General features: G+C 68.4%; 21 protein-coding genes. 7 read left to right on the plus strand and 14 right to left on the minus strand.

Annotated elements, in window-relative coordinates; genetic code table 11:
* Positions 1 to 131 precede the first annotated feature (131 nt).
* The 3 genes from AC3A4E_RS03560 to AC3A4E_RS03570 all read right to left on the minus strand — a co-directional run bounded on the left by AC3A4E_RS03560 (position 132) and on the right by AC3A4E_RS03570 (position 3,390).
* Complete coding sequence (locus AC3A4E_RS03560) at positions 132 to 1,685, minus strand: hypothetical protein (protein WP_487630188.1); 1,554 nt, start codon at positions 1,683 to 1,685, stop codon at positions 132 to 134.
* Position 1,686: 1 nt separating this feature from the next.
* Positions 1,687 to 2,409, minus strand: coding sequence for a hypothetical protein (locus AC3A4E_RS03565; RefSeq protein ID WP_487630189.1), 723 nt, complete (start codon positions 2,407 to 2,409; stop codon positions 1,687 to 1,689).
* Between the two features lie 138 nt (positions 2,410 to 2,547).
* On the minus strand, positions 2,548 to 3,390 hold the full coding sequence (locus AC3A4E_RS03570; protein ID WP_487630190.1) for an ABC transporter ATP-binding protein: 843 nt from the start codon (positions 3,388 to 3,390) through the stop codon (positions 2,548 to 2,550).
* Between the two features lie 141 nt (positions 3,391 to 3,531).
* Between AC3A4E_RS03570 and AC3A4E_RS03575 the strand changes: the two genes are divergently transcribed.
* Positions 3,532 to 4,740, plus strand: a complete 1,209-nt coding sequence (locus AC3A4E_RS03575; RefSeq protein WP_487630191.1) for a DesA family fatty acid desaturase — start codon at positions 3,532 to 3,534, stop codon at positions 4,738 to 4,740.
* Between the two features lie 56 nt (positions 4,741 to 4,796).
* Entirely contained in the window at positions 4,797 to 5,120 is a 324-nt protein-coding gene (locus tag AC3A4E_RS03580; protein ID WP_487630192.1) for an EF-hand domain-containing protein, read from the plus strand.
* A gap of 121 nt (positions 5,121 to 5,241) precedes the next feature.
* On the opposite strand, the gene AC3A4E_RS03585 is transcribed toward AC3A4E_RS03580, so the two are convergent.
* Positions 5,242 to 6,144: an NAD-dependent epimerase/dehydratase family protein gene (locus tag AC3A4E_RS03585; protein WP_487630193.1), complete on the minus strand. Its 903-nt coding sequence runs from the start codon at positions 6,142 to 6,144 to the stop codon at positions 5,242 to 5,244.
* A gap of 129 nt (positions 6,145 to 6,273) precedes the next feature.
* Between AC3A4E_RS03585 and AC3A4E_RS03590 the strand changes: the two genes are divergently transcribed.
* Positions 6,274 to 7,182 (plus strand): LysR substrate-binding domain-containing protein, encoded by a 909-nt coding sequence (locus AC3A4E_RS03590; RefSeq protein ID WP_487630194.1) that lies wholly within the window; start codon positions 6,274 to 6,276, stop codon positions 7,180 to 7,182.
* Positions 7,183 to 7,259: 77 nt separating this feature from the next.
* On the opposite strand, the gene AC3A4E_RS03595 is transcribed toward AC3A4E_RS03590, so the two are convergent.
* Both AC3A4E_RS03595 and AC3A4E_RS03600 read right to left on the minus strand, forming a co-directional pair.
* On the minus strand, positions 7,260 to 8,921 hold the full coding sequence (locus AC3A4E_RS03595) for an MFS transporter (protein ID WP_487630195.1): 1,662 nt from the start codon (positions 8,919 to 8,921) through the stop codon (positions 7,260 to 7,262).
* A 172-nt stretch (positions 8,922 to 9,093) separates the two neighbouring features.
* The gene (locus AC3A4E_RS03600; protein WP_487630196.1) at positions 9,094 to 10,485 is read right to left on the minus strand and encodes a DcaP family trimeric outer membrane transporter; all 1,392 of its coding nucleotides are present in this window, start codon (positions 10,483 to 10,485) and stop codon (positions 9,094 to 9,096) included.
* A 219-nt stretch (positions 10,486 to 10,704) separates the two neighbouring features.
* Here AC3A4E_RS03600 and acs point away from each other — a divergent pair, with 219 nt between their 5' ends.
* Both acs and AC3A4E_RS03610 read left to right on the plus strand, forming a co-directional pair.
* A complete protein-coding gene (gene acs / locus AC3A4E_RS03605; RefSeq protein ID WP_487630197.1) occupies positions 10,705 to 12,663 on the plus strand; it encodes an acetate--CoA ligase in 1,959 nt (652 codons plus the stop codon).
* Positions 12,664 to 12,673: 10 nt separating this feature from the next.
* Positions 12,674 to 13,339, plus strand: coding sequence for a response regulator transcription factor (locus AC3A4E_RS03610; protein WP_232137533.1), 666 nt, complete (start codon positions 12,674 to 12,676; stop codon positions 13,337 to 13,339).
* A gap of 119 nt (positions 13,340 to 13,458) precedes the next feature.
* Here the strand turns inward: AC3A4E_RS03610 and AC3A4E_RS03615 are convergent, their stop codons facing one another.
* From AC3A4E_RS03615 to AC3A4E_RS03635, 5 genes are all read right to left on the minus strand, one after another.
* Entirely contained in the window at positions 13,459 to 14,760 is a 1,302-nt protein-coding gene (locus AC3A4E_RS03615) for an amidohydrolase family protein (protein ID WP_487630198.1), read from the minus strand.
* Positions 14,757 to 16,142 carry an amidohydrolase gene (locus tag AC3A4E_RS03620; protein ID WP_487630199.1) on the minus strand — a complete coding sequence of 462 codons (1,386 nt, stop codon included), beginning with the start codon at positions 16,140 to 16,142 and terminating at the stop codon, positions 14,757 to 14,759. Before AC3A4E_RS03620 ends, AC3A4E_RS03615 begins: the two co-directional genes overlap by 4 nt.
* 167 nt (positions 16,143 to 16,309) lie before the next feature.
* Positions 16,310 to 17,509, minus strand: coding sequence for a copper resistance protein B (locus AC3A4E_RS03625; RefSeq protein WP_487630200.1), 1,200 nt, complete (start codon positions 17,507 to 17,509; stop codon positions 16,310 to 16,312).
* On the minus strand, positions 17,506 to 19,263 hold the full coding sequence (locus tag AC3A4E_RS03630; protein WP_487630201.1) for a copper resistance system multicopper oxidase: 1,758 nt from the start codon (positions 19,261 to 19,263) through the stop codon (positions 17,506 to 17,508). The genes AC3A4E_RS03625 and AC3A4E_RS03630 overlap by 4 nt, the downstream gene beginning before the upstream one ends.
* Before the next feature lie 109 nt (positions 19,264 to 19,372).
* The gene (locus tag AC3A4E_RS03635; RefSeq protein WP_487630202.1) at positions 19,373 to 19,726 is read right to left on the minus strand and encodes a CopL family metal-binding regulatory protein; all 354 of its coding nucleotides are present in this window, start codon (positions 19,724 to 19,726) and stop codon (positions 19,373 to 19,375) included.
* Between the two features lie 113 nt (positions 19,727 to 19,839).
* Between AC3A4E_RS03635 and AC3A4E_RS03640 the strand changes: the two genes are divergently transcribed.
* The gene (locus AC3A4E_RS03640; protein ID WP_487630203.1) at positions 19,840 to 20,616 is read left to right on the plus strand and encodes an AMP nucleosidase; all 777 of its coding nucleotides are present in this window, start codon (positions 19,840 to 19,842) and stop codon (positions 20,614 to 20,616) included.
* Between the two features lie 105 nt (positions 20,617 to 20,721).
* Here the strand turns inward: AC3A4E_RS03640 and AC3A4E_RS03645 are convergent, their stop codons facing one another.
* Positions 20,722 to 21,138 carry a hypothetical protein gene (locus AC3A4E_RS03645; RefSeq protein ID WP_487630204.1) on the minus strand — a complete coding sequence of 139 codons (417 nt, stop codon included), beginning with the start codon at positions 21,136 to 21,138 and terminating at the stop codon, positions 20,722 to 20,724.
* 72 nt (positions 21,139 to 21,210) lie between these two features.
* Here AC3A4E_RS03645 and AC3A4E_RS03650 point away from each other — a divergent pair, with 72 nt between their 5' ends.
* Positions 21,211 to 21,753, plus strand: coding sequence for a DUF924 family protein (locus AC3A4E_RS03650; protein WP_487630205.1), 543 nt, complete (start codon positions 21,211 to 21,213; stop codon positions 21,751 to 21,753).
* Between the two features lie 21 nt (positions 21,754 to 21,774).
* On the opposite strand, the gene cls is transcribed toward AC3A4E_RS03650, so the two are convergent.
* Both cls and AC3A4E_RS03660 read right to left on the minus strand, forming a co-directional pair.
* Entirely contained in the window at positions 21,775 to 23,199 is a 1,425-nt protein-coding gene (gene cls / locus AC3A4E_RS03655) for a cardiolipin synthase (RefSeq protein WP_487630206.1), read from the minus strand.
* A gap of 51 nt (positions 23,200 to 23,250) precedes the next feature.
* On the minus strand, positions 23,251 to 23,619 hold the full coding sequence (locus AC3A4E_RS03660) for a response regulator (protein ID WP_487630207.1): 369 nt from the start codon (positions 23,617 to 23,619) through the stop codon (positions 23,251 to 23,253).
* Between the last annotated feature and the right edge of the window lie 3 nt (positions 23,620 to 23,622).

Consider the following 23,622-nt stretch of genomic DNA (forward strand, 5'->3'; position numbering starts at 1 on the left):
CGGTGCAGCGGTGTTGATGCGCGCCGACTATCGCACAGCGCGTCTGCGCCGGCACATCAGTGCAGGCGGGCGGGATCTGTCGACACGTTGCGCGGTTGCGCCGGACGCGCCAGGCAGTGTCTCCGACGCGGTCAGGAGGTCGGGGCGTCCTCGTAGCCGAACGTGAAACCACGCAGGACGTGCACGCGCGTCGCATTGAACAGCGGATACCCGACATGCTGCCCGTGGATGGTGCCGCGCAGGACCAGCGCGAGCGGTGCGGGCAGGCGCGCTTCGAGGTTCACGTAAAGCTGGGTGCGGGTGATTGCGGACAGCGGCAGCGATGCGAACAGCAGGAACGCCAGGAACGGGCCGGCCAGGACGGCGACGCCGATCAGACGTGCACGCGCCGGGGGGCGGCCGAGCACCAGCTTGAGCGTCAGCAGGGCCAGTTTGCCGACGTGGGCGAGGGCACCCAGCAACGACAGCGACAGGGCGATCGCAGGAATCAGCAAGGCCCGCATCGCGTCGCGTCCGGCCTGCGGTTCGGCCTGCGCGGCCAGCGTCTCGGCCTTGAGGCACTCGACCTCGGCATCGTAGACATGGACCTTGAACGCCTCGGCCGTCGGCAGGTTCGTGTCGAACGTCGTCAGGCAGCGGTACCCCATGGCTCGTAGCACGCGCGTCTGGCCGTCGGGCTCGCGCAGCAGTTCCCCGAGACTGTCGGGAGGGCTGATGCCACGGAACGCGGCGTGTTCGGTGGCCAGTTCGCCGGCGAAGCGGCGCGACGCCTCGTTCCGCTGGGGCGCGGTGGCTGCGGCGATGAAGCCTGCGCGTTCGTTCGGTCGCCAGCTGTCTGGCACATGGACACCGTCGCGGCGGACCTGGTTGCGAACCCTTGCATGACCGCGACGCGGAACGCTCCCGGGGCTGTATCCACGTTTGCGCAGCGCACGCACGTAGTCACCCCAGGCGTCGTGTCCCGCCTGGTCGATCTCCGCGAGCGCCTCGCCATAGGTGGTGTACGCGGTCTGCAGGCCGGTGAGCAGTTCGCGGTAGCCGTCGAGATGGCGATTGGGATCGCCCATCTCGCGGCGCACGAGGCTGGCGGTCGCCTGCTCGCGCTGCGTCGCACCGAAGACGTTGCCCACGACCGGCCCCAGCCCGCTGCCGAGCATCGGAAACATCGCCATGAACGCCTTGCCATCGGGTTCCGACAGCTGGCTGCGCGGTACGTCGAGCCCGGGAAGTGCGACGTTGCCGTGATGGAGCGAACTGCGTAGCAGCACCAGATGCTGGGCCTGCTGCATCGCGTCTGGGGATGCGCGGGACACGAGCCAGCGCAGGAAGGCTTCCTGCGCCACGTACATCACCAGCATGGCCACCAGTGTCCAGGCCATGATCGACCACAGCCGCCTCGCCAGCGAGCCGAAGTGCAGCCAGGCCCGCGCGATGATCTTCGGCCAGAACAGCAGCGCCAGCGCGAAGCCGGAAATCGCGCGGCCCCACAGTTCGATCCGGTCGATCTGCTGCGCCGTCGCACTGCCGCCGACGACATCGAGCAGTCGCGCATTGAACGAGAACTCGATCAGCAGATAGAGCGCGGTCGCGATCCAGACAGTGACGAGCCAGCCCGGTCGGGGCGCGGCGAGCAGTGGAGGACCGAACTCGATGCCGGTCGCATTCGCGGTCGACGATGCCGACATCTCAGTTGCCGGCGCCGGTCAGATCGACGATCTCGGTCGGTTCGGTCTGCGTTGCGATGGAACCGGTCGGCATCACGATGGGGGAACTGGCCTTGGCCGCGCGCGGCGGCACGGTCGCGGGTCGTGAGGCAGACGATGTGGCGGCGCCGGTGCTCTGCGGGCGAGGCGCGGGGCGAGCCGACGCGGCCGGCGTTGCACGCCGTTCGGCGGCGACCGCAGGCGCCGGTGTGCGTGCGGGCGGCGGCATGCGCCCACTGCGGACACCTGCGGGCGTCCACGCCCAGAAACGCGGCTGCGTCTGCGCCTGTTCGCGGACGATCAACTCGTCGTTCTGCACGAAGGCTTCGAGCCGCGTGCCGCAATTCGTCGACAGCCGGTTCCGGCCGACCTGGTCGGCCGTGATCGTCAGGAGTTCGTACCTCGAACACGTCCCGTCGCGCAGCTCGAACAGTGCACCGGTCTTGCCGCCCGAGGAATGCTGCGTGACGAGTCTGACTTCGTCTTGCCGCCCCATCCGGTACTGGTTGAAGCGGTCGGGAAAATACAGGCTGTAGGTGCCGTCGAGGTGGCGTCGCAGCCGGGTGTTGCCACCGGCGGAATGGAACTGGGCGACCGACGCGCCCGGATCGATGAACCCGAACGAATACTGGCCGTTGCGTGTCGGCGTCACCACGCAGCCGACGAGCAACGCGGCACCGATGATGCCTGCGAGCATGATTTTCATGTTGTCCCCTGTCCCTGTGATGCGCAGCGCACGCACCGGGTGCGAGACGACTGCGGTTCCATGATCCCCGGTTGCCATGATGCCAAGCTGCGTCGCATCGCGAAAGCGGGGTTGCCGGTCGACCGGCCCTGGTGTCGATTACGGAGGCGGCGGATCGTTGTCCTGCACCTCGCGCGCACCTGCCATCGTCAACGCGAGCGTGCCGTCGGCATCCGCGCGGATGCGCACCGGTGCGTCGAACGCCTGCGACAGCAAGGCATCGGTGAGCACGGCCTCGCGCGGTCCGTCCGCAAGCACGCGGCCCGCGCGCAGCAGGACGACGTGGTCGATCTCCGGGACCAGCTCTTCGAGGTGATGGGTGACCAGCACCAGCGTGGTGCCGGCGCGGGCGATCGCGCCGATCTGCTTCATGAGTTGCGCGCGGGCCACGACGTCGAGTCCGCTCGACGGTTCGTCGAGCAGCAGTGCGGCCGGCGCATGGAACAGTGCGCGCGCCAGCAGCACACGCCGTGCTTCGCCCGCAGACAACGTGGTGTAACGACGCCCGGCAAGATGCGCCGCCTGCATCCGCTGCAGCGCCGCGCGTGCCTGCACATGCAGTGTCGAATCCGTTGCGCTGTGATCTGCGATCGCGCCCAGGGAGGCGCCGGCGACCACCGCACTCGCGGTCAGTGAAGGCAGCGTGCGCAGGTCCTCGTGCAACCGCTGCGTCACGATGCCCAGCCGCCCGCGCAATGTGCGCACGTCCCACAGATGCGCGCCCAATACACGGACCGGCGCGCGACCGTCGTCATGGGCCAGCGGATGCAGCTCGCGTGTCAGCAGCTGGATCAGCGTGGACTTGCCACTGCCGTTCGCGCCGAGGATGGCGGTATGCCGGCCGAGCGGGATCGTCAGGTCGAGCGCGTCCAGGGCGACATGGGCGCCGCGACGCACCGTGGCGCGATCCAGTTCCAGCAGGTGCACGAGGCTCCGATTCATGCACAGACGCGCCGCGACGCGGCATGAATGCGACGTGCGTAGCGAGTCTGAATCGCGAGGTCGTCCATACGTGGTCGGAGGGATGGAAAGGGGCCGGGGATGCCGCCATGATGCATGGGTTCACGCCTTCTAGACGCGCCCATGACCTCTACGATTCTCGAGTTCCTGTCCGGTGGCCTGCTGCAGTTCGGCTGGGGGGCGATGCTCGTCTACCTGCTGGTGGTGACGCAGCTGACGATCCTTGCGGTGACCCTGTATCTGCATCGCAGCCAGGCGCATCGCGGCGTCGATTTCCATCCGGTGATCGCGCATTTCTTCCGCTACTGGACGTGGCTCACCACGTCGATGATCACGCGCGAGTGGGTGGCGATCCATCGCAAGCACCACGCCAAGTGCGAGACCGAAGACGACCCGCACAGCCCCCGCTTCAAGGGCATCAAGACCGTGTTCTGGCAGGGTGTGGAGCTGTACCGCGAAGCACGTGCGCAGCGCGCCGACATCGAGCAGTACGGCAAGGGTGCGCCCACCGACTGGATCGAACGCAAGCTCTACACCCCGCACGCCAATCTCGGACCGACCTTCCTGCTGCTGCTGAGCTTCGTGCTGTTCGGCTTCAAGGGCGTTGCAGTGTGGGCGATCCAGATGGCGTGGATTCCGTTCTGGGCCGCCGGCGTCGTCAACGGCCTCGGCCACTGGTGGGGCTACCGCAATTTCGAGACCACCGACACGGCGACCAATCTGACGCCGTGGGGCGTGTGGATCGGTGGCGAAGAGCTGCACAACAATCACCATGCATTCCCCAGCTCGGCGAAGTTCGCGCTGCGCAAGTGGGAGTTCGATCTGGGCTGGGCGGTCATCAAGGGTCTGGAGTCGGTGCGTCTGGCGAAGGTGCTGCGTGTCGCGCCGTCGCTCGACATCCGCCCCAACATCCATGTGCCGGATACAGACACCATGCGCGCGCTGCTGGCGCACCGTTTCCAGGCGATGACCGATTTCCAGCGCAATGTGCTCAAGCCCGCGCTGCGCGAAGAAGCGCAGGCCGCCGGTGCGCGCCTGCGCGCGCTGTTGCCGCGCAAGCTGCGCAAGGGACTCGTCGACGACGGTCGCTGGCTGCAGCCCGATGCGCGCGAGGAACTGCAGCAGTGGGTCCAGCAGCGCCCGCGCATCCGCACGCTGGTCGAACATCGCGCACGCCTGACGGCCTTGCTCGAAGCGCGTTCGCAGAACGCCAGCGAAGCGCTGCACAACCTGCAGGTCTGGTGTCGCGAGGCCGAGGCCAGCGGTATCCGCGCGTTGCAGGAGTACTCGGCCCGGCTCAAGGGTTATTCGCTGCAGAGCGCGCACGCCTGAAACCGCGGGCGACGTCCGTGACACCCCGGCCGGTCCGGAAACGGGTCGGCCGCAGCGTGTGTGCGGCGCTCGCACTCCTGCTGGCCACCGGCGCCGGCGCGCAGGTCACGCGCACGGCCGAGTATCTCGAACAGATGGACACCGACGGCGATGGCCGCGTGTCACTGGCCGAGTACCAGGCGTGGATGCGCTACGCCTTCGACCGGATGGACCGCAACGGCGACGGCGTGCTGACCGCCGATGAACTGCCGGGCGGCAAGGGCCGCCCGGTGACGCTGGCCGAGCACATGGCCAAGCTCGCGACGACCTTCAACCGGCAGGACACCAACCGCGACGGTTACCTCGACGCGCGGGAACTCGCGGCGCCCCCGCAGAAGTAGACGGCTGCTGCGACGGATCCATGCCGCGTCACCTTTCGTCTGGTGCGCGCTGTGCGTCGCAGTGCTGCAGCAGACCGCCGACCGACGTCATCGGATCGCGCCCTGTCGCGGTCGCTCGAGTTCAATCCAGCGGCATCGCGGTTTCGATCCAGCGTGTGACCGAATCGTGACGCGGTGCCCAGCCCAGTTCGCGCCGCGCGCGCGTGCCGCGGACACGGCTGTTGGAGCCGAACGAGTATCGCGCGTGGCCTTCGCCCCAGACCTGCGCGGCCTCGTCGACGGTCCAGGATTCGACGGGTCCGAGTCCGAGCCGCGTCGCGATCGCCGCGCCGAGTTCCGCGTACGAGGCTTCACCGTTCTCGACGAAGTAGAACGCGCCTGCCGGCGCATCCGCGAGCGCGAGGCGGTACAGCGCAACGACATCTTCGATGTGCACGTTCGACCAGCGGTTGATGCCGCGGCCGACGATGCGGACCACGCCGCTGTCCTGCGCCTGTTGCACCAGCGGCGGAATCTGCACGCTGTCGCGCGCCAGGCCCGTGCCGCTGCCGTAGATCATCGTGTTGCACAGCACGACGCTGCGCACGCCGTCACCGGCCGCGGCGAGGATCCGCGTGTCGACCGCATGGCGGGCCTGCTTGCCGGGTTCGACGATCAGCGGCGTGTCCTCGTCGAAGATGTGTGGTGACAGCGCATTGCCGGCGACGTCGTCGCCGATGACGCTGGAGCCGCTGGTGTGCAGGAAGGCCTTGCCGGAACCGCGCAAGCCGTCGAGCAGGGCGTCCACCGCACCGCGGTGGTCGCTGCTCGCGGCATTGATGACCGCGTCCGCGCGCTGCGCCTCGGCGATCAGCAGATCGCGGTCCTCCAGCGTGCCCGGCACCGGCACGATGCCGAGCGCCTCGAGCCGCGCGGCCGCGTCCGGTGCGCGGACCAGGCCGCGGACCGTGTGGCCGTCCTGCAGCAGGGCCGTGGCGAGCGAGCCGCCGATGAAGCCGGTGACGCCGGTGATGAAGAGGTCCATGGGGCATCTCGATGCGGGGAGGACGGCCAGTCTGCGCCGCGGGATTCGCCCCGGAAACCGCCCATCCGGGAGATGTCTTTTGATTTCCGGTCAATAATCGACACCCGATCCGTCGCGGACCCAGCTGCCATGAAGACCACGCTGGACGAACTGCAGGCCTTCGTCGCCGTCGTCGACAGCGGCTCGATCACCGCCGCCGCGCGCCAACTCGAGCAGACGGTGTCGGGTGTCAGCCGTGCGCTGGGCCGGCTGGAATACAAACTCGGGACCACGCTGCTGCAGCGGACCACGCGGCGCATTTCGCTGACCGGGGAGGGGCGCGCGTTTCTCGATGACGCACGCGAGGTGCTCGCGCGCATGGACGCCGCCGAGGACCGCATGCGCGGACTGCGCGAGGGGCCGTCGGGCGTGCTGCGCGTCGACGCGGCGACGTCGTTCCTGCTGCATGTGCTGGTGCCGCGCGTGGCCGCGTTCCGCGCCGCGTATCCGAAGATCACGCTTGAACTCACCAGCAGTGATCGCACCATCGATCTGCTCGAACACCGCACCGACATCGCGATCCGCGTCGGCCCGCTGAAGGATTCGAGTCTCGTCGCGCGGCATCTGATGGACAGTCGCCTGCGTCTGCTGGCATCGCCGGCGTATCTCGACGCGCATGGCGCACCGGCCACGGTCGCGGCACTGGCCGATCACGCAGTGCTGGGCTTCACCGGCCTGCCGCATCTCAATGTCTGGCCCGTGGCCGGCCCCGATGGTGGCGCGCTGACGATCGTGCCGACGGTTGCCGGTTCCAGCGGGGAGACCGTGCGTGCGCTTGCGGTCTCCGGTGCGGGCATCGCGTGCCTGTCCGACTTCACGACGGAGGAGGATCGCCGCACGGGGCGACTGGTGGAACTGCTCGCGGGCAGGACGCGCGACGTGCGCCAGCAGGTGCACGCCGTGTACTACCGCAACTCGGGCGTGTCGTCGCGGATCCGTGCGTTCGTCGATCATCTGGCCGCATCGCTGGCCGACGACGCGCGGACATCGAATCCCTGAAACGAAGAACGCCGGCCCTTCCGGGCCGGCGTCCTGGTGAAACGCGCGGGAGACGTGGTCCCGCGCGGGTGCCGCACTTACTTGGTGATGTCGACGTCCTTCGTCTCGCGCAGGAAGATCGTGCCGATCACCAGCGACATCAGCGCGATGCCGATCGGGTACCACAGGCCGTAGTAGATGTTGCCGGTGGCCGCGACCAGGGCGAACGAAATCGCCGGCAGGAAGCCACCGAACCAGCCGTTACCGATGTGGTACGGCAGCGACATCGACGTGTAGCGGATCCGGGTCGGGAACAGCTCGACCAGATACGCCGCGATCGGGCCGTAGACCATCGTCACGAAGATCACCAGGATCCACAGCAGGAAGATCGTCATCGGGATGTTGATGCGATCGGTGTCCGCCTTCTCCGGGTAACCCGCGGCATTGAGCGCGCCGCGCAGGTCGGTGCCGAAGGTGCCCTGCTGGGTCTTGAGCGCATCGCCGGCCAGGCCTTCGGCCTCGTACGACGCGACGCTGTTGGCGCCCACGCGCACTTCGGCCAGAGAACCCGCCGGTGCCGGCTCGACGCTGTACGGCACACCGGCGCGTGCGAGCGCGGCGGTCGCCACGTCACAGGAGCTGGTGAACTTGCGCGTGCCCACCGGATCGAACTGGAAGCTGCAGGTCTTCGGATCGGCCACGACCACCGCCGGCGAACTGGCGACGGCTTCTTCGATCGCCGGATTGGCGAAGTGGGTCAGGCCCTTGAAGATGGGGAAGTAGGACACCGCCGCGATCAGACAGCCGGCCATGATGATCTTCTTGCGGCCGATCTTGTCCGACAGCCAGCCGAAGAACAGGAAGAACGGCGTGCCGAGCAGCAGGGCCGCGGCGATCAGCAGGTAGGACACCGTCAGATCGACCTTCAGCATGCTCTGCAGATAGAACAGGGCATAGAACTGGCCGGCATACCAGACGACGGCCTGGCCGGCGGTTGCGCCGAACAGCACCAGCAGCATCAGCTTCAGGTTGCCGCCCTTGACCGAATCACGGAACGGCTGCTTGGAGCCCTTGCCCTCGGCCTTCATCTGCTGGAACAGCGGGGATTCGCTCAGCTGCAGGCGGATCCACACCGAGACGCCCAGCAGCACGATCGAGCCCAGGAACGGAATGCGCCAGCCCCAGTCTTCGAACGCTTCGACACCGAGGAGCCAGCGGCACAGCAGGATCACGGCCAGCGACAGGAACAGGCCGAGCGTCGCCGTGGTCTGGATGAAGGCGGTATACAGGCCGCGCTTGCCCTGCGGTGCGTGTTCCGCGACGTAGGTGGCCGCGCCGCCGTACTCACCGCCCATCGCCAGGCCCTGGGCCAGACGCAGCACGATCAGCATGATGGGCGCCGCGATACCGATCGACGCGTAACTGGGCAATACGCCGACGAGGAACGTCGACACGCCCATGATGATGATCGTGACCAGGAACGTGTACTTGCGGCCGATGCGGTCGCCGAGGCTGCCGAAGAAGGCCGCGCCGAACGGACGGACGAAGAAGCCGGCCGCGAACGCCAGCAGGGTGAAGATCATGCCCGTCGTCGGATTGACGCCACTGAAGAACTGGCGCGACAGGATGATCGCGAGCGAGCCGTACAGATAGAAGTCGTACCACTCGAAGACGGTGCCGAGACTGGACGCGAAGATGACCTTTTTATGGCCCTTCGTCAGCGCGGGCTTGGGTGCCGGGTTGGCGGTCGTGCTGGACATGGAAGCTTCCCCTCCGAAGCGTTCGTGATGTGGTCGGGGCCGGTGGAATACCGGCGACCCGGTCAGGCGTGCTGCATGCGATCGCGGAACAGACGTTGGTGCGGGTGGGGGCCGCTCGCACGCGGCGGTGAAACGCAACAGGGACGGCGCGTGGCCGTCCCTGTCGGGTCAATCAGAACGAGTAGCGGGCCATCGTGTGCAGGCGCATCAGCTCGCCGTCGGCACCGGACTGCAGCGTGCGCTCGCCCCAGATCGCCTCGACGCCGAAGTCCAGCTTGGGCACCGGCGACCAGATCATGTTGGCGTGCACCGAATGCACCTTGCGGGTCACGCCCAGGCCGGTCCACGCCGCGTTGTTGTCCCACTGCGAGCGCGAATAGAACAGGTTGCCGCGGACCTTCGGGCTGAACACCTGGCGCAGGCCGACATAACCGGCCCAGCCGCCGAGCGCGTCGATGTCGCCGGCGGCATCCACCATCGCGTCCTGCTGCACCGTGGCCAGACCGATGTAGCGGCCGATGCCGTCGCCGCCGCTGACCTGGTAGCGGATGTCGGTGCTGTCGCCGAGCTTGACCAGGCCACTCACCTGCGCGCCGAAGCCGGTGTCGGTGCTCTCGGCACCGGCAGGCTGCAGACCGGCGGCGTTGTAGGGCTGGTACTTCAGCTGGCGGGCGAGGCCGGCGAAGCTGATGTGGCCCCAGTCACCCTTGTGCGTGTAGCGGGCGATGATGTCCGGGATCGCACTGTTGTCGCCGCCGATCACGCGCGCGCCGCCACCGAAGGGCTGCACGGTGGTTTCGGGACGCTCGATCGAGATCGCCCACGGGCCGCTGGTGTAGCGCAGCTGCGGCTGGCGGACGAAGGCGACGCCGTCGGTCGGGCCGACGAAGTCGACCGCGTCGATCAGCGCGTTGGTGTCCATGAAGTTGGACCACGTCTGACCGACCAGCCAGTTGTTGTAGGTCAGGTAAGCGTGGCGCAGCGTCGCACCGTAGGTGTTGGTGGCCGCCGGGTTGCCCAGCGCGCCGCCGAAGAAGTCGAACTCCACGCGCGCGCCGAGCTTGTCGCCCGAATCGAGCACCGTGCTGGCGTCGAACCACAGGCGCGAGAACTTCAGGTGCGCGTCCGAATAGGTATCCGGGGCCGTGCCGCCGACCGGAATCGCGCCGGGCACGTAGAAGTCGCGGCCAGCCGAACCCTGGGCGATGTCACCGTCGGTGGTCTTGGTGACCATCGCGTCGGTGCGGATCATGCCGCCCACGGTGAACTTGGTGCCGGGGTTGGCGGTCGGGGTGATCGTCGTCGCCTGGATCGGCGCGGCGGCACCGGTGCCGGCGGCAACCGGTGCGGGCTGCGCCGCCTGTGCGGTGCGGACCTCGGTCACGACGGTGTCGGTCTGCTGCTGCTGGGTCACCAGCTGCTGGACCATCGCCTCGAGCTGGGCGACGCGTGCTTCGAGCTCACGCTCCTTGGCGGTCTGCGCGAAGGCGACGCCCGGCAGCGTGAGTGCGGCGAGTACGGCGGCGGCCAGAAGGCGTGGACGTGCCGTTTTGATCTGTGTCATCGGGTTTCCCCTCCCAGGGATGGTCAAAGGCAAGCGGTGGAGGCGAACGGTCTGCCGGTCCATGGGTGGACGGTCTGTTTCACGCAGACTGCACGCTGCGCGCGTCCCCGCCCATTCCCCATTGGTCGATACCGCCCGCCGCCGGTTAGACCAAGGTCTAGCGTGGCGCGATGGCGAATCCGGCACACTGGTCCGACGTGTTCCCGGGAGGTCCCCACGATGTCCAACCCCGCAGAAATCCACACGGTGCCGGCCGGTTTCGCCGGTCCCGACACCATTACCGCCGATGCCTACGAGCGCGACTACGCGCGCTCGGTGCAGGACCCGGACGCCTTCTGGGGCGAGGCCGCCAAGCGCCTCGACTGGTTCAAGGCGCCGACGAAGATCCGCAACGTCAGCTACGACCTGCAGGATTTCCGCATCCGCTGGTTCGAGGACGGCGAGCTCAATGTCAGCGTCAACTGCCTCGACCGGCACCTGGCGACCAAGGGCGACAAGACCGCGCTGATCTGGGAGGCCGACGGCCCCGACACCGAGTCGCTGCACGTCAGCTATCGCGATCTGCATGCGCGCGTCTGCAAGCTCGCCAATGCGCTGCGCAACCTCGGCGTGGGCAAGGGCGACCGCGTCACGATCTACCTGCCGATGATCGTCGAGGCAGCCGTGGCGATGCTCGCGTGCGCGCGCATCGGCGCGGTGCATTGCGTGGTCTTCGGCGGCTTCTCGCCGAATTCGATCGCCGACCGCGTCTCCGACTGTGGCAGCAAGCTCATCATCACCGCCGATGAAGGCCTGCGCGGCAGCAAGAGCGTGCCGCTCAAGGCGAATGTCGATGCGGCGCTGAAACTGCCGGGCACGAATACCGTCGAAACCGTGCTGGTCGTGCGCCACACCGGCGGCGCGGTCGACATGCAGATGCCGCGCGACCGCTGGTACGACGCCGTCGTCGACGATCAGCCCGATACCTGCGAACCGGAGCGCATGAACGCGGAAGACCCGCTCTTCATCCTCTACACCTCCGGTTCCACCGGCAAGCCGAAGGGCGTGCTGCACACGACCGGCGGCTATCTGCTGTTCGCCAGCTACACGCACGAAGCGATCTTCGACCTGCGCGACGACGACGTGTACTGGTGCACGGCCGACGTGGGCTGGGTCACCGGCCACAGCTACATCGTCTACGGCCCGCTGGCGAACGCCGCGACCTCGCTGATCTTCGAAGGCGTGCCGAACTATCCGGACGTCTCGCGTTTCTGGAACGTCATCGACAAGCACCAGGTCACGATCTTCTACACCGCGCCCACCGCGATCCGCGCGCTGATGCGCGAGGGCGAAGCGCCGGTCAAGAAGACCTCGCGCAAGTCGCTGCGCCTGCTCGGTAGCGTCGGTGAGCCGATCAATCCGGAAGCCTGGCGCTGGTACTACGAGGTCGTCGGCGACAGCCGCTGCCCGATCGTCGATACCTGGTGGCAGACCGAAACCGGCGGCATTCTGATCTCGCCGCTGCCCGGCGCCATCGACGCCAAGCCCGGTTCGGCGACCAAGCCGTTCTTCGGCGTGCAGCCGGCGCTGGTCGATGCCAACGGCGCTTTCCTCGAAGGCGCGGCCGAGGGAAATCTGGTCATCACCGATTCCTGGCCCGGCCAGATGCGCAGCGTCTACGGCGACCACCAGCGCTTCATCGACACCTACTTCAAGGCCTATCCCGGCACCTACTTCACCGGTGACGGCTGCCGTCGCGACGAAGACGGCTATTACTGGATCACCGGCCGCGTCGACGACGTCATCAACGTCTCCGGTCACCGCATCGGCACCGCGGAACTGGAAAGCGCGCTGGTCGCGCATCCGAAGGTGGCCGAGGCCGCAGTCGTCGGCTTCCCGCACGACATCAAGGGCCAGGGCATCTACGCCTACGTGACGCTCAAGGCCGGCGAGGAGTACAGCGAAGACCTCCGCAAGGAACTGGTCAAGCACGTGCGCAGCGAAATCGGCCCGACCGCATCGCCGGATCACATCCAGTGGGCACCGGGTCTGCCGAAGACCCGCTCGGGCAAGATCATGCGTCGCATCCTGCGCAAGATTGCCGAGAACGCGCCCGACCAGCTCGGTGACACCAGCACGCTGGCCGATCCGTCGGTCGTCGATTCACTGGTCAAGGAGCGGTACATCCCGCAGGCATGATTCTGACCCGATGACCACCCTGCTGATTGCCGACGATCACCCGCTGTTCCGCGAGGCACTGCGCGGCGCGATTTCCCGCGCCGTGCCGAACGCGCGCCTGCGTGAAGCGCACAACGTCGATGCGCTGTATGCAATGGTCGAATCCGAACCGGATGCCGACCTGCTGATGCTCGACCTCAACATGCCCGGCGTGCACGGTTTCAGTGCGCTGGTGCACCTGCGCGCGCAGTTCCCGCAACTGCCCGTGCTGATGGTGTCCGCGCGCGAGGAGCCGGCGGTGATGCGCCGCGCACTCGACCACGGCGCATCGGGCTTCGTGCCCAAATCCGCCGATGCCGAAACGCTGGCACGCGCCGTCGCGCAGGTGCTCGACGGCGATCGTTTCGTGCCCGAAGCGGCCGCGTCGGCCGCCGGTGTATCGCCCGGCGAACACGACGTCGCCGCGCGCCTGCGCGATCTCACCCCGCAACAGTTCCGCGTGCTGCAGATGCTCGGCGACGGCATGCTCAACAAGCAGATCGCCTACGAACTCGGCGTCTCGGAGGCGACCGTCAAAGCGCACATGACCGCAGTGCTGCGCAAGCTGGGTGCGTCGAACCGCACGCAGGCGGTGCTGATTGCCGGCAAGCTCGCGGTCGATCCGGATCCGGACGAGATTCCTGCAGACGCGCGCTGAAGGTCAGCTGCCTGCGCGCGTTCGACGCGCCCCAGCAGTCGTCCGAACGATGACATCGGCGGACGCCTGACCGGTCCGGACGGGTCCCGCTTCCGCGTGCGGAAGCGGGACTTCGCTGATCAGCGGGCCCGGTAGGCCCGCGGCAGTCCACCCTCGTTCGCTGGCATCGCCGGACGCAGGTAACGATCCCGCAGCTCCGTCTGGCGCGAGCGCATCTCGATCGCGCGGCCGTCGAACCAGACCTGGTCGGCGGTGCTGGTGACATCGAGCGGATCACCGGACCACAGCACCAGATCCGCGGTGCGACCGACCGCGATCGTGCCGATGGAATCGCCGACGCCGAACGTCTCCGCCGGCACGCGCGTCAGGCCCGCGAGGCCTGCGTCCCACGGCAGGCCGTGCGCGACGGCGTTGCCGGCGAGCTGACGCAGCTTGCGCGCGTTGTGCGAGGCGTCGCTGGCCTGGGCGAAGCCGACGCGCACGCCGGCGGCCTGCAGGCGCGCGGCGTTCTCGAGCGTCGCGCCGATCTGGTCGAAGTCCGATGGCAGGTTTACCAGCGGATCGACGAACACCGGCACATCGGCCGCCGCGATGTCCGACGCGACACGCCAGCCTTCTGCGCCGCCGCGGATCGCGATGCGCAGGCCATGACGCTTCGACCAGCGCAGCAGCTGGCGGATGTCGGCCGCGCGATTGACGCCGACCACGATCGTGCCGCGACCATCGAGGTAGGGCGCGAGTGCGCGCTTGCCGGCCGGGGTCAGCGCGGCGACGTGCGAGTCGGCCGGCAGACGGCCGCGCGCTTCGTCGATCAGCTGGTCGAGCAGCATCCACTGCGCCGCACGCGAGGACCCGCTCTGCTCCGCACCGCCTGCGCCGAGCGACAGATACAGCACCTTCGGACCCGCAGGATCGAAGCTGCCGTCCAGGCGCATCACCGCGCCCTGGCCGCCGATGATCGAACTCGCGCTGCCGGCCGAGATCAGGGTGAAGCCGATGCCCTCCACGCGCGCCACCGGAATCACGATCGAATCGGGATTGAAGGCCAGCGTGACGTCGAACTCGGGCCGCACGGCCATGTCGCTGGCTTCGCCGAGCGACAGGCGATCGTCGCGCGTGCCGCGCTCGCCCGATACTTCCTCGATGCCGATCCCGGTGACGCCGCCGAACAGGGTCGGCGTCAGCGGACGACCGTTGGCTTCGACGACCTGCGCATCGCCTGCGGCGAGTCCCGCGCCGACCGCGGCCACGCGGCCATTGCGCACCAGCACGTCGGTGTTCTGCAGCGAACCCTGCGGGCCGACGGTGTGCACGGTCGCGCCGCGGATCAGCACCGACTGCGCGGCGACGGGCAGGGTCGCGGCGAGCAGCGCGCCCACGACCAGCAGGCGCGTCATCGCGCGTGGCAGACGGCGGCTCATCGGGCACCTCCATTGGCTGCGGCGCCCTGGCCGAGCATGAAATCCGAGACTGGCTGACGTGCCGGATCGAAGCGGTCGTAGACGTGGGCGCCGTCGATCCACACCTGTTCGGCCAGCGCGTAGACGGTGAACGGATTGCCGTTCCACAGCACCGCATCACCCATCTTGCCGGCGGTCAGCGTGCCGGTCTGCTCGAGCACGCCCAGCGACTTCGCCGCGTTCTCGGTGAGCCAGCGGATCGCGTGTTCGGGTGTGATCTCGATGCCCGCGCGATGTGCACTGGCCATGACCTTGGCCGCTTCCTGGTTGAGGCGCTGGATGCCTTCATCGGAATCGGAATGCACGATTGCGCAGCCGCCCGGCGCGCGGTCGACGATCGCGATGTTTTCCTGGATGCCGTCGAAGGCTTCCATCTTGAAGCCCCACCAGTCGGCCCACAGCGCGCCGCAGACACCCTCGGCGCCAAGCCGGTCGGCAATCTTGTAGGCCTCCACGCCGTGGTGGAACGCGGCGATCCTGAAGTCGAATTCCTTCGCGAGATCCAGCATCTGCGCCATCTCGTCGGCGCGGTAGCAATGGATGTGCACGAGGATGTCGCCATCCATCGCGCCGGCCATCGTCTCGACCTTGAGGTCGCGCTTGCCGGGCGAATCGCCAGCCTGCTTGCGGCGGTACTCGGCCGCGTCGATCAGCGCCGCGCGATAGCCGGCGACGTTGCCCATGCGTGTCGCCGGGCCACCCTTCTGGCCGTAAACGCGCTTCGGGTTCTCGCCGCAGGCCATTTTCAGACCGTAGGGCGCGCCCGGGAATTTCATGTCGGTGACGGTCGTCGACGCGACGTTCTTCAGCGTCACGCCACGACCGCCGATGAGGTTGGCCGAGCCGGGCAGGATCTGCAGCGACGTCACGCCGCCGGCGAGTGCCGCGCCGAAGCCCGGGTCCTGCGGCCACACTGAATGCTCGGCCCAGACCTGTGCGGTATTGGGCGCGGTCATCTCGTTGCCGTCGCTGTGCGCGCTGGCGCCCGGGCTCGGATACACGCCCAGATGCGAGTGCACATCGATGATGCCCGGCGTGACCCACTTGCCGGTGCCGTCGACGCGCTGCGCGTTCGCGGGTGCGTCGAGACCGACGCCGACCGCACTGATGCGCCCGTCCTGCAGCAGCACGTCGGCGCCTTCCAGACGCTGGCCGTCGCCGACCAGCACGGTGGCGTTGGTGATCAGCACCGGCGCCGATGCGATCGGCGCATAGGTGCTGGCGTAAGCGGTCGCACCGACGTGCGAGGTGTCGGACGACGCGGCAGACGTGCCGGACGTGGAGGTGGTGGCACAGCCACCCAGCAGGACCGCCGCAACGGCAGCGGACAACAGACGCGACATGGAGAATCCCCTTGCAGATGGTGCCCACTGACGTGGCGCGGTCATGGCCGCACCACGTCCGCTGCATGCGGGCGTGGGCGCCAGGGCAGTGTAGCCGGGCATCGGCGTGCGGGCCGGGCACGGCCGCACACTAATGACGGGTGATGGCCGCATCGCGCGTGCTGCGGTCAGAACCACGCGCGGATGCCGACGACCACGCGGGTGTCGCGCGCATGGTCGCCGGCAGCGTCGGCGTATGCGGCGGTGTTGCCGAATCTGCGCTCGTGCACCAGGCCGACATAGGGCGCGAAGCGACGGCTGAGCACATAGCGCAGGCGCAGTCCCGTCTCGACACTGCCCAGTCCCGCGCCGATGCCCGCCTGCGGTTCGTTCTTCGCCGACACCGTCGCTTCCACCATCGGCTGCAGCACCAGCCGGTTGGTGAGCCGGATGTCGTACTCGGCCTCGGCCTTGAACTGCACCTGCCCGCCGCTGCCGACATAGGCGGTCGCGGAGATCTCGAACATGTGCGGTGCCAGCCCCTGTACGCCGAGCGCGGCCCAGGTGCGGCCCTGCGGCTGGACGTCGTGCCGCACGCCGGCCACACCGTCCCACCACGCCGTCAGGCCGCGTCCGTACAGCGCCTCCAGACGCGCGCTGCCAGTGCGTCCACCGCTGCGTTCGCCTTCGCTGCGCAGCCACAGCCGGTGCAGGTCGCCACCGATCCACGCCTTCGCGTCCCAGGCCTGGCCGGTGGCGGCATCGGCGTCCCACACTTCGAGACGGTCGAGCAGCACCATCGAAGTGATCGGCGACGCGTGTTCCATCGAGTGGTGGTGCAGGTCCGGGAATGCCGCTGCACGGTCGGCATCCGTGGGCACCGGGACCGGCGTACGCAGCTGCTGCGGTGCGGTGGCGGGCATCGTGCAATGGCCCATCGCCGCGTGTTCGGGCGTGCAGCCGGCGTGGGGAGCAGGTGCATCGTGCGGCGGCGTCGCATGCGATGCAGATGCCGGCATCGAGCAATGCCCCATCGCTGCATGTTCGGGCGTGCAGCTGTCGTCGGCGGCATGCGCGTCGTGTGGCGATGTCGCGGGTGGTGCGGGTGCAGGTGCCGGCATCGTGCAGTGCCCCATTGCCGCATGTTCGGCCGAGCAGGTGGCGCGGGTGCCTAGCGCGTCGTGTGGGGTCGACACCTCTGTTGCAGGTGCGCGTGGCGTTGCAGGCGCACGTGTGGGCGCAGGCATCGTGCAGTGGCCCATCGCTGCATGTTCGGGCGTGCAGCCGGACGGTGCGGTGTGACTGCCGGAATGCTGCGCATGCACGGCCGCGGGTACGGCCAGCAGCATTGCCATCTCCAGCAGATGGCGGCGTGGATACCGGCTCATGCGCTGGCCTCCTCGATCCGCACCTCGCGCATCATCCCCGCCTCCATGTGGTAGAGCAGGTGGCAGTGGAAGGCCCATCGGCCGAGGGCGTCTGCGCGGACGCGGATGCTGCGTTTTGTGCCGGGCGCGATGTCGACCGTGTGCTTGCGCACCATGAAGTCGCCGTTGGCATCTTCGAGATCGCTCCAGACACCATGCAGGTGGATGGGGTGGGTCATCATCGTGTCGTTGACCAGCACGATGCGCATGCGCTCGCCGTAATTCAGGCGCAGCGGTTCGGCGCTGGCGAACGGGATGCCGTCGAACGACCAGGCGAACTTCTCCATGTGGCCGGTCAGATGCAACTCCACGTCGCGGCCCGGGTCCCGGCCATCCTCGTCGGGCGCGATACTCGCCAGATCGGCGTAGGTCAGCACGCGGCGACCGTTGTCGCCCAGGCCGATGCCCGGATCGTCGAGACGCGGTGTCGGCGTCATCGTCTGCATGTCGACCAGCGGGTTGCCCGTTTCGCTGGCCGGATGGGCCTGCATGCCGCCGCCGCGTGCGCCATGTCCGCCGTGGTGCACATGCGGATCGGGCGCACCGCCACCGTGCGACGCGTGATCGCCGTGGCCCATGTCGGCCATGGTCAGCAGCCGTCGCGGATCGACGGCCGGTACCGGCGCCGCCAGCCCCGGCTGCACCGCCAGCGTGCCGCGTGCGAAGCCGGTGCGACCCATGTCCTGGGCGAAGATGGTGTAGGCGTCCTGGCCCGACGGTTCGACGATGACGTCATAGGTCTCCGCCGCACCGATGCGGAATTCGTCGACCGTCACCGGGTGCACCGGCAGGCCGTCGGCCGCGACCACGGTCATCTTCAGACCCGGAATGCGCACGTCGAAATAGGTCATCGCACCGGCGTTGATGAAACGCAGCAGCACCTTCTCGCCGGAGCGGAACAGACCGGTCCAGTTCGCGGCCGGCGTCGTGCCGTTCATCAGGTAGGTGTAGGTGTGCGCGTTGACGTCAGACAGGTCGGTCGGCGTCATCCGCATGCGACCCCATGCGCGGCGGTCGGCCACGGTGGCCGCCCAGCCCTGCGCACGCACGTCGCGGACGAAATCGCCGACGGTCGGCTTGTACCAGTTGTCGTATTCCGCGTCCTGCTTCAGGCGCCGGAACAGGCGGCCGGGATCCAGATCGGTCCAGTCCGACAGGAGCACGACATGCTCGCGGTCCCAGCGATAGGGCGGCGGTTCGACCGGGTCGACGATGATCGCGCCGTACAACCCGGCCTGCTCCTGGAACAGCGAATGGCTGTGGTACCAGTAGCTGCCCGACTGGCCGAGCGTGAAGCGGTAGAGATAGCTCTCACCGGGCTGGATGCCGTCGAAACTCAGCCCCGGCACGCCGTCCATGTTGCTCGGCAGGATGATGCCGTGCCAGTGGATCGAGGTCATCGCGTCGGGCAACCGGTTGGAGACGCGCAGGGTCACCGTGTCGCCCTGGCGCCAGCGCAGGATCGGTGCCGGCAGGCTGCCGTTGACGGTGATGGCCGGCCGCGGCCGGCCGGTGAAATTGACCGGCGAGGTGCCGATCGACAGATCGAACGCAGTGCCGGCCAGCACCTGCGGGCCAGTTCGGGCATCGGCCATGGCGGCCTGGGCGGGTAGGCGCCAGCCGGCGCCCAGTGCAAGACCGCCCAGGGCCAGGCCCTGGACGAAACGGCGGCGCGACAGCGCCTGTCCGTCGGACGGAAAGGGGGAATGCTGCATGGAGAACTCCAGGTGCGGCGCCGCGCGTGGCGGTGCCGTCATGACGCGGACGCATGGCAGCACATCGGCGGCCATGCATGCGGAGGCGGGTCGTCAGGCGACCCCGGCGTCAGACCGGAATTGGAGGGCGCAGCGGTGGATACGGTTGCTTGGATGCCGGCCCCTGCGCGTGCAGAACCGCCGGCCCCTGGCGGGCGGCCGGCGCGGCGTCGATGACGTGGCCCACGGGCAGCGCGGGCGCATGCTGCATGCAGATGTCGACGCAGCGTTCCAGGCAGCCGTCGTCGGCAGGCGGTGCCGGCGTGCCGGCCGCCGCATGCGGGCAGTCCGCATCGGCCGCGTGGGCCATCCCGGCCGACGCGGCCGCTTCCATCTGCATCACGTGCACCGACGCCATTGCCGAGCCGATGCCGTTGAACAGCAGCAGGGCGCAGAGCAGCAGTCGGAACAGGCAGGGACGCACGGCGGGCACACGCGGGGCGGGAGTCCGCAGCATACCGCAGCGTCGCGCGCGGCCCGGTGGCGGGCCGACCCGATGCACGTCCTAGAATGGAGGCCACGATTGCCGGAGGTTGCATGAAAGAAAAAGAACAGATCGTCGAGAACTGGCTGCCGCGCTACACCGGCGTCCCGCTCGACCAGTTCGGCGAACACGTCCTGCTGACCAATTTCGGCGGCTACCTGCATCACTTCGCCCGGCTGACCGGCACCGAGGTGGTGGGCCTGGACCGGCCGATGCCCAGCGCCACCGCCGACGGCATCACCATGATCAACTTCGGCATGGGCAGCCCCAACGCCGCAACGATGATGGACCTGCTGTCGGCAATCATGCCCAAGGCCGTGCTCTTTCTCGGCAAGTGCGGTGGCCTGAAGCGCAAGAACCAGCTCGGTGATCTGGTGCTGCCGATCGCGGCGATCCGCGGCGAGGGCACCAGCAGCGACTACCTGCTGCCCGAAGTGCCGGCACTGCCCGCGTTCGCGCTCCAGCGTGCGGTCTCCACGATGATCCGCGACCTCGGCCACGACTACTGGACCGGCACCGTCTACACGACCAACCGCCGCGTCTGGGAACACGATGCCGCGTTCAAGGAACGCCTGCGGACGATGCGTTGCATGGCGATCGACATGGAGACCGCCACGGTGTTCGCCGCCGGTTTCGCCAACCGCATTCCGTCGGGCGCGCTGCTGCTGGTGAGCGACCAGCCGATGATTCCAGAAGGCGTCAAGACCGAGGCGTCGGACGCGCTGGTCAGCGCGGACTTCGTCGAGCGCCACATCAACATCGGCATCGAGGCACTGAAGCTGATCCGCCGCCACGGCAAGTCGGTGCGGCATCTGCGCTTCGACGAATGACGCGCATGCCGGACGCCGCGTCTGCAAGCGACATCCGGAACTCCGTTCCATGAAAAAGCCCGGCGCAAGCCGGGCTTTTTTTTACATCCGCGACAGGCGCGGGACTTACTTCGCGTCGGGCCGGCGGACGCCGAAGATCAGGCCGTCCTCATGGGCCTTGAGCAGGTCGGCCTTCGGAATCTGGATGCGCTCGCTCTCGTCGAACACGATCTCGGCCTGGTCGCCGCGCAGATCGCTGCGTGCGACCGACTGCTCGCCCGCGGCGGCATTCTCGGTGATCACCACCACGCCGGCGGTATCGGCCGAGACGACCTGCATCAGGCCGTAGGCCGGATCGATCGGCTGCTGGGCATCATCGGTGAATTCGAACTCGGAGAACGCGCTGAGCTGCGCGGCGTACAGATCGCCGACCGCCGGTGCTTCGAGGAGCGCCTTCTCGCTTTCGCCACGCTGGCAGGCGACGAGAAGCAGGGCACCCATGGCGAGGGTCAGAACGGGCAACAGGCGCTTGCGCAAACGCATCGGGAATACTCCGGGTGATGAGGTCACGCGGAGTATAGGACGCTGTCATGCCGGTCGCGCTAGTCTGTGGCGATGGACATTCCAGACCCCAAAGACGTCATCGCGTTCTGGCGCGAGGCCGGCATGCAGAACTGGTTCAAGGGCGGCGACGCCTTCGACCGCGAATGCGACGACCGCTTTCGCGATCTGCACTTCGTGGCAGGCCGCCGCGAGCTCGAACACTGGATCGACACCGCCGACGGCGGACTGGCGCTGCTGATCCTGCTCGACCAGATTCCCCGCAACATCTTCCGCAGCAGCGGCCATGCGTTCGCTACCGATGCGCTCGCCCGCCACTACGCGGACCGCATGATCGCCGCCGGCCACGACCGCAGCTTCGAGGCCGACCTGCGCGGCTTCGTCTACCTGCCGTTCGAGCACTCGGAAGACCTGGCCGACCAGCGCCGCTCGGTCGAACTGTTCGCCGATGTCGACAACGCGCAGTACCGCGATTACGCGCAGGCGCACCTTGATGTCATCGCACGCTTCGGCCGGTTCCCGCATCGCAACCGCGCGCTGGGCCGCACGAATACGGCCGAAGAGCAGGCCTGGCTCGATGCCGGCGGCGGGTTCTGAAGTCAGCCGGCGCGGCCAGCTTTACAGGAACGAATCGGCCAGCCGGGCGATGCCCTCGACGCTGCGGCGCCACGCAGGCCGGGCGCGCCATGTGTCGATGTCCAGCACATCGGACTGCCGCAGGTAGTCCTGCTCGATCGTCCGCAGCTGCGCCACCACGGCGCTGTCGTAGCAGAGCAGTCCGGCTTCGGCGTTGAGGGCGAACGAGCGGATGTCGAGATTGCTCGACCCGACCAGCGCGATGTCCTCGTCGATGCTCAGGTGCTTGGCATGCAGGAAGTGCGGCCGGTACAGCGCGATGCGCACGCCCGCCGCCAGCAGCTCGTCGTAGAACGCCGCCTGTGCCCACGCGGTGAGCCGCTGGTTGTTGGTGGCCGAGAGCACCAGCTGCACCGACACGCCCGACAGCGCCGCCACGCGCAACGCGCCCAGCGTCGCCTCGTCGGGCACGAAGTAGGGCGTCACCAGCACCGCACGCCGGCGCGCGCGCTGGACCAGGGCGATGAAGACGTCGCGCGCGTTCTCGAACGGATACGCCGGCCCGCTGGGCAGCAGTTGCGCCGGGCTGCGGCCGCTCGGTGCGATCGGCGGGGGATCGACTTCCAGCACCTCGCCGGTCTCGATGTACCAGTCACTGGCGAACAGCGCCTGCAGCTGCGCCACCACCGGTCCGCGCACGCGTGCCACGACCTCGCGGTTGGGATGCCCGGCAACGAAGTGCGGCTCGGCCAGGTTCTGCGAACCGGTCAGCGCGACGCGCCCGTCGAACACCGCGATCTTGCGATGGTTGCGCAGATCCATGCGCGCGCTGCGACGCCAGGCCAGACCGCCGGCCAGCGTGGCCTGTACGGTCACGCCGGCCTCGCGCAGCGGCCGGGTGAACGCACGCAGGCCGCGCTTGGCGCCCACCGCGTCGAGCAGCAGGCGGCAACGCACGCCACGCGACGCTGCACGCACCAGCGCATCGGCAACGGCGCGGCCGGCCGCGTCGTCGAACATCAGGTAGTACAGCAGGTGGACTTCGGTCGTGGCCTGGTCGATCTCGTCGACCAGTTGCTGCAGCGCGCCCGCGTAATCGTCGAGCAGCTCGATCGCGTTCCCGCCCATCGGCATGAAATCGCCGAGCCGCTCGGCCAGGCGCGCAAGCTCGGCCTGGTTGGAGTGCGGCTCCGGCGGACACCAGCGCAGCGCGCCCGGCGGTGCCTGCCGTTCGCGGATCAGGCGTGACGCACGCGCCTGCCGCTCGCGGCGCAGGCGCGACAGCCAGGGATGGCCGAACAACAGATAGGCCGGCAGTCCGAACAGCGGCACGAACCCGATCAGCAACAGCCAGCTGCGCGCCGCAGCGGGCCGCGTGCGCGCCGGAATCCACAGCAATGCGGCGATGCGGATCAGCCAGTCGGCGACCAGGACCCACAGACCCACATGGAGGTCATGCGTCGACATGGCGGGCCGTGTTGCCTGCACCCGGAGACGACGACGCGCGCATCGCCCCGGTCACGCCACCAGCGTGCGCACGATGCCGGGCAACTGCTCCAGATCGTCCTTGAGCAGCAGCGCATCGCCTTCGGGCAGGGCGTCGTCGCCGAGTGCGAACGCCGAGCCGGTCAGGAATACCACCGGCAGCCCGGGCAGCAGCGCGCGTGCCAGTGCCATGGCTTCCGCGCCGGAATAGCCGGGCAGGTTCACGTCCGACAGCAGGACCTGCGGCCGGAATTCGCTGAGCAGCGCCGACAGCCCGGCCGCGCCGGCGGCGCGCCGGCAGTCGATCACCATGCCGGCATCACGCAGGGTCAGTTCGGTGAGCTCGGCATCGTCGCGGGAGTCATCGACGATCAACACCCGCAACGGCTCGACACCGGTCATCGG

The sequence above is a fragment of the Luteimonas sp. Soil_N_1 genome (assembly GCF_057656255.1).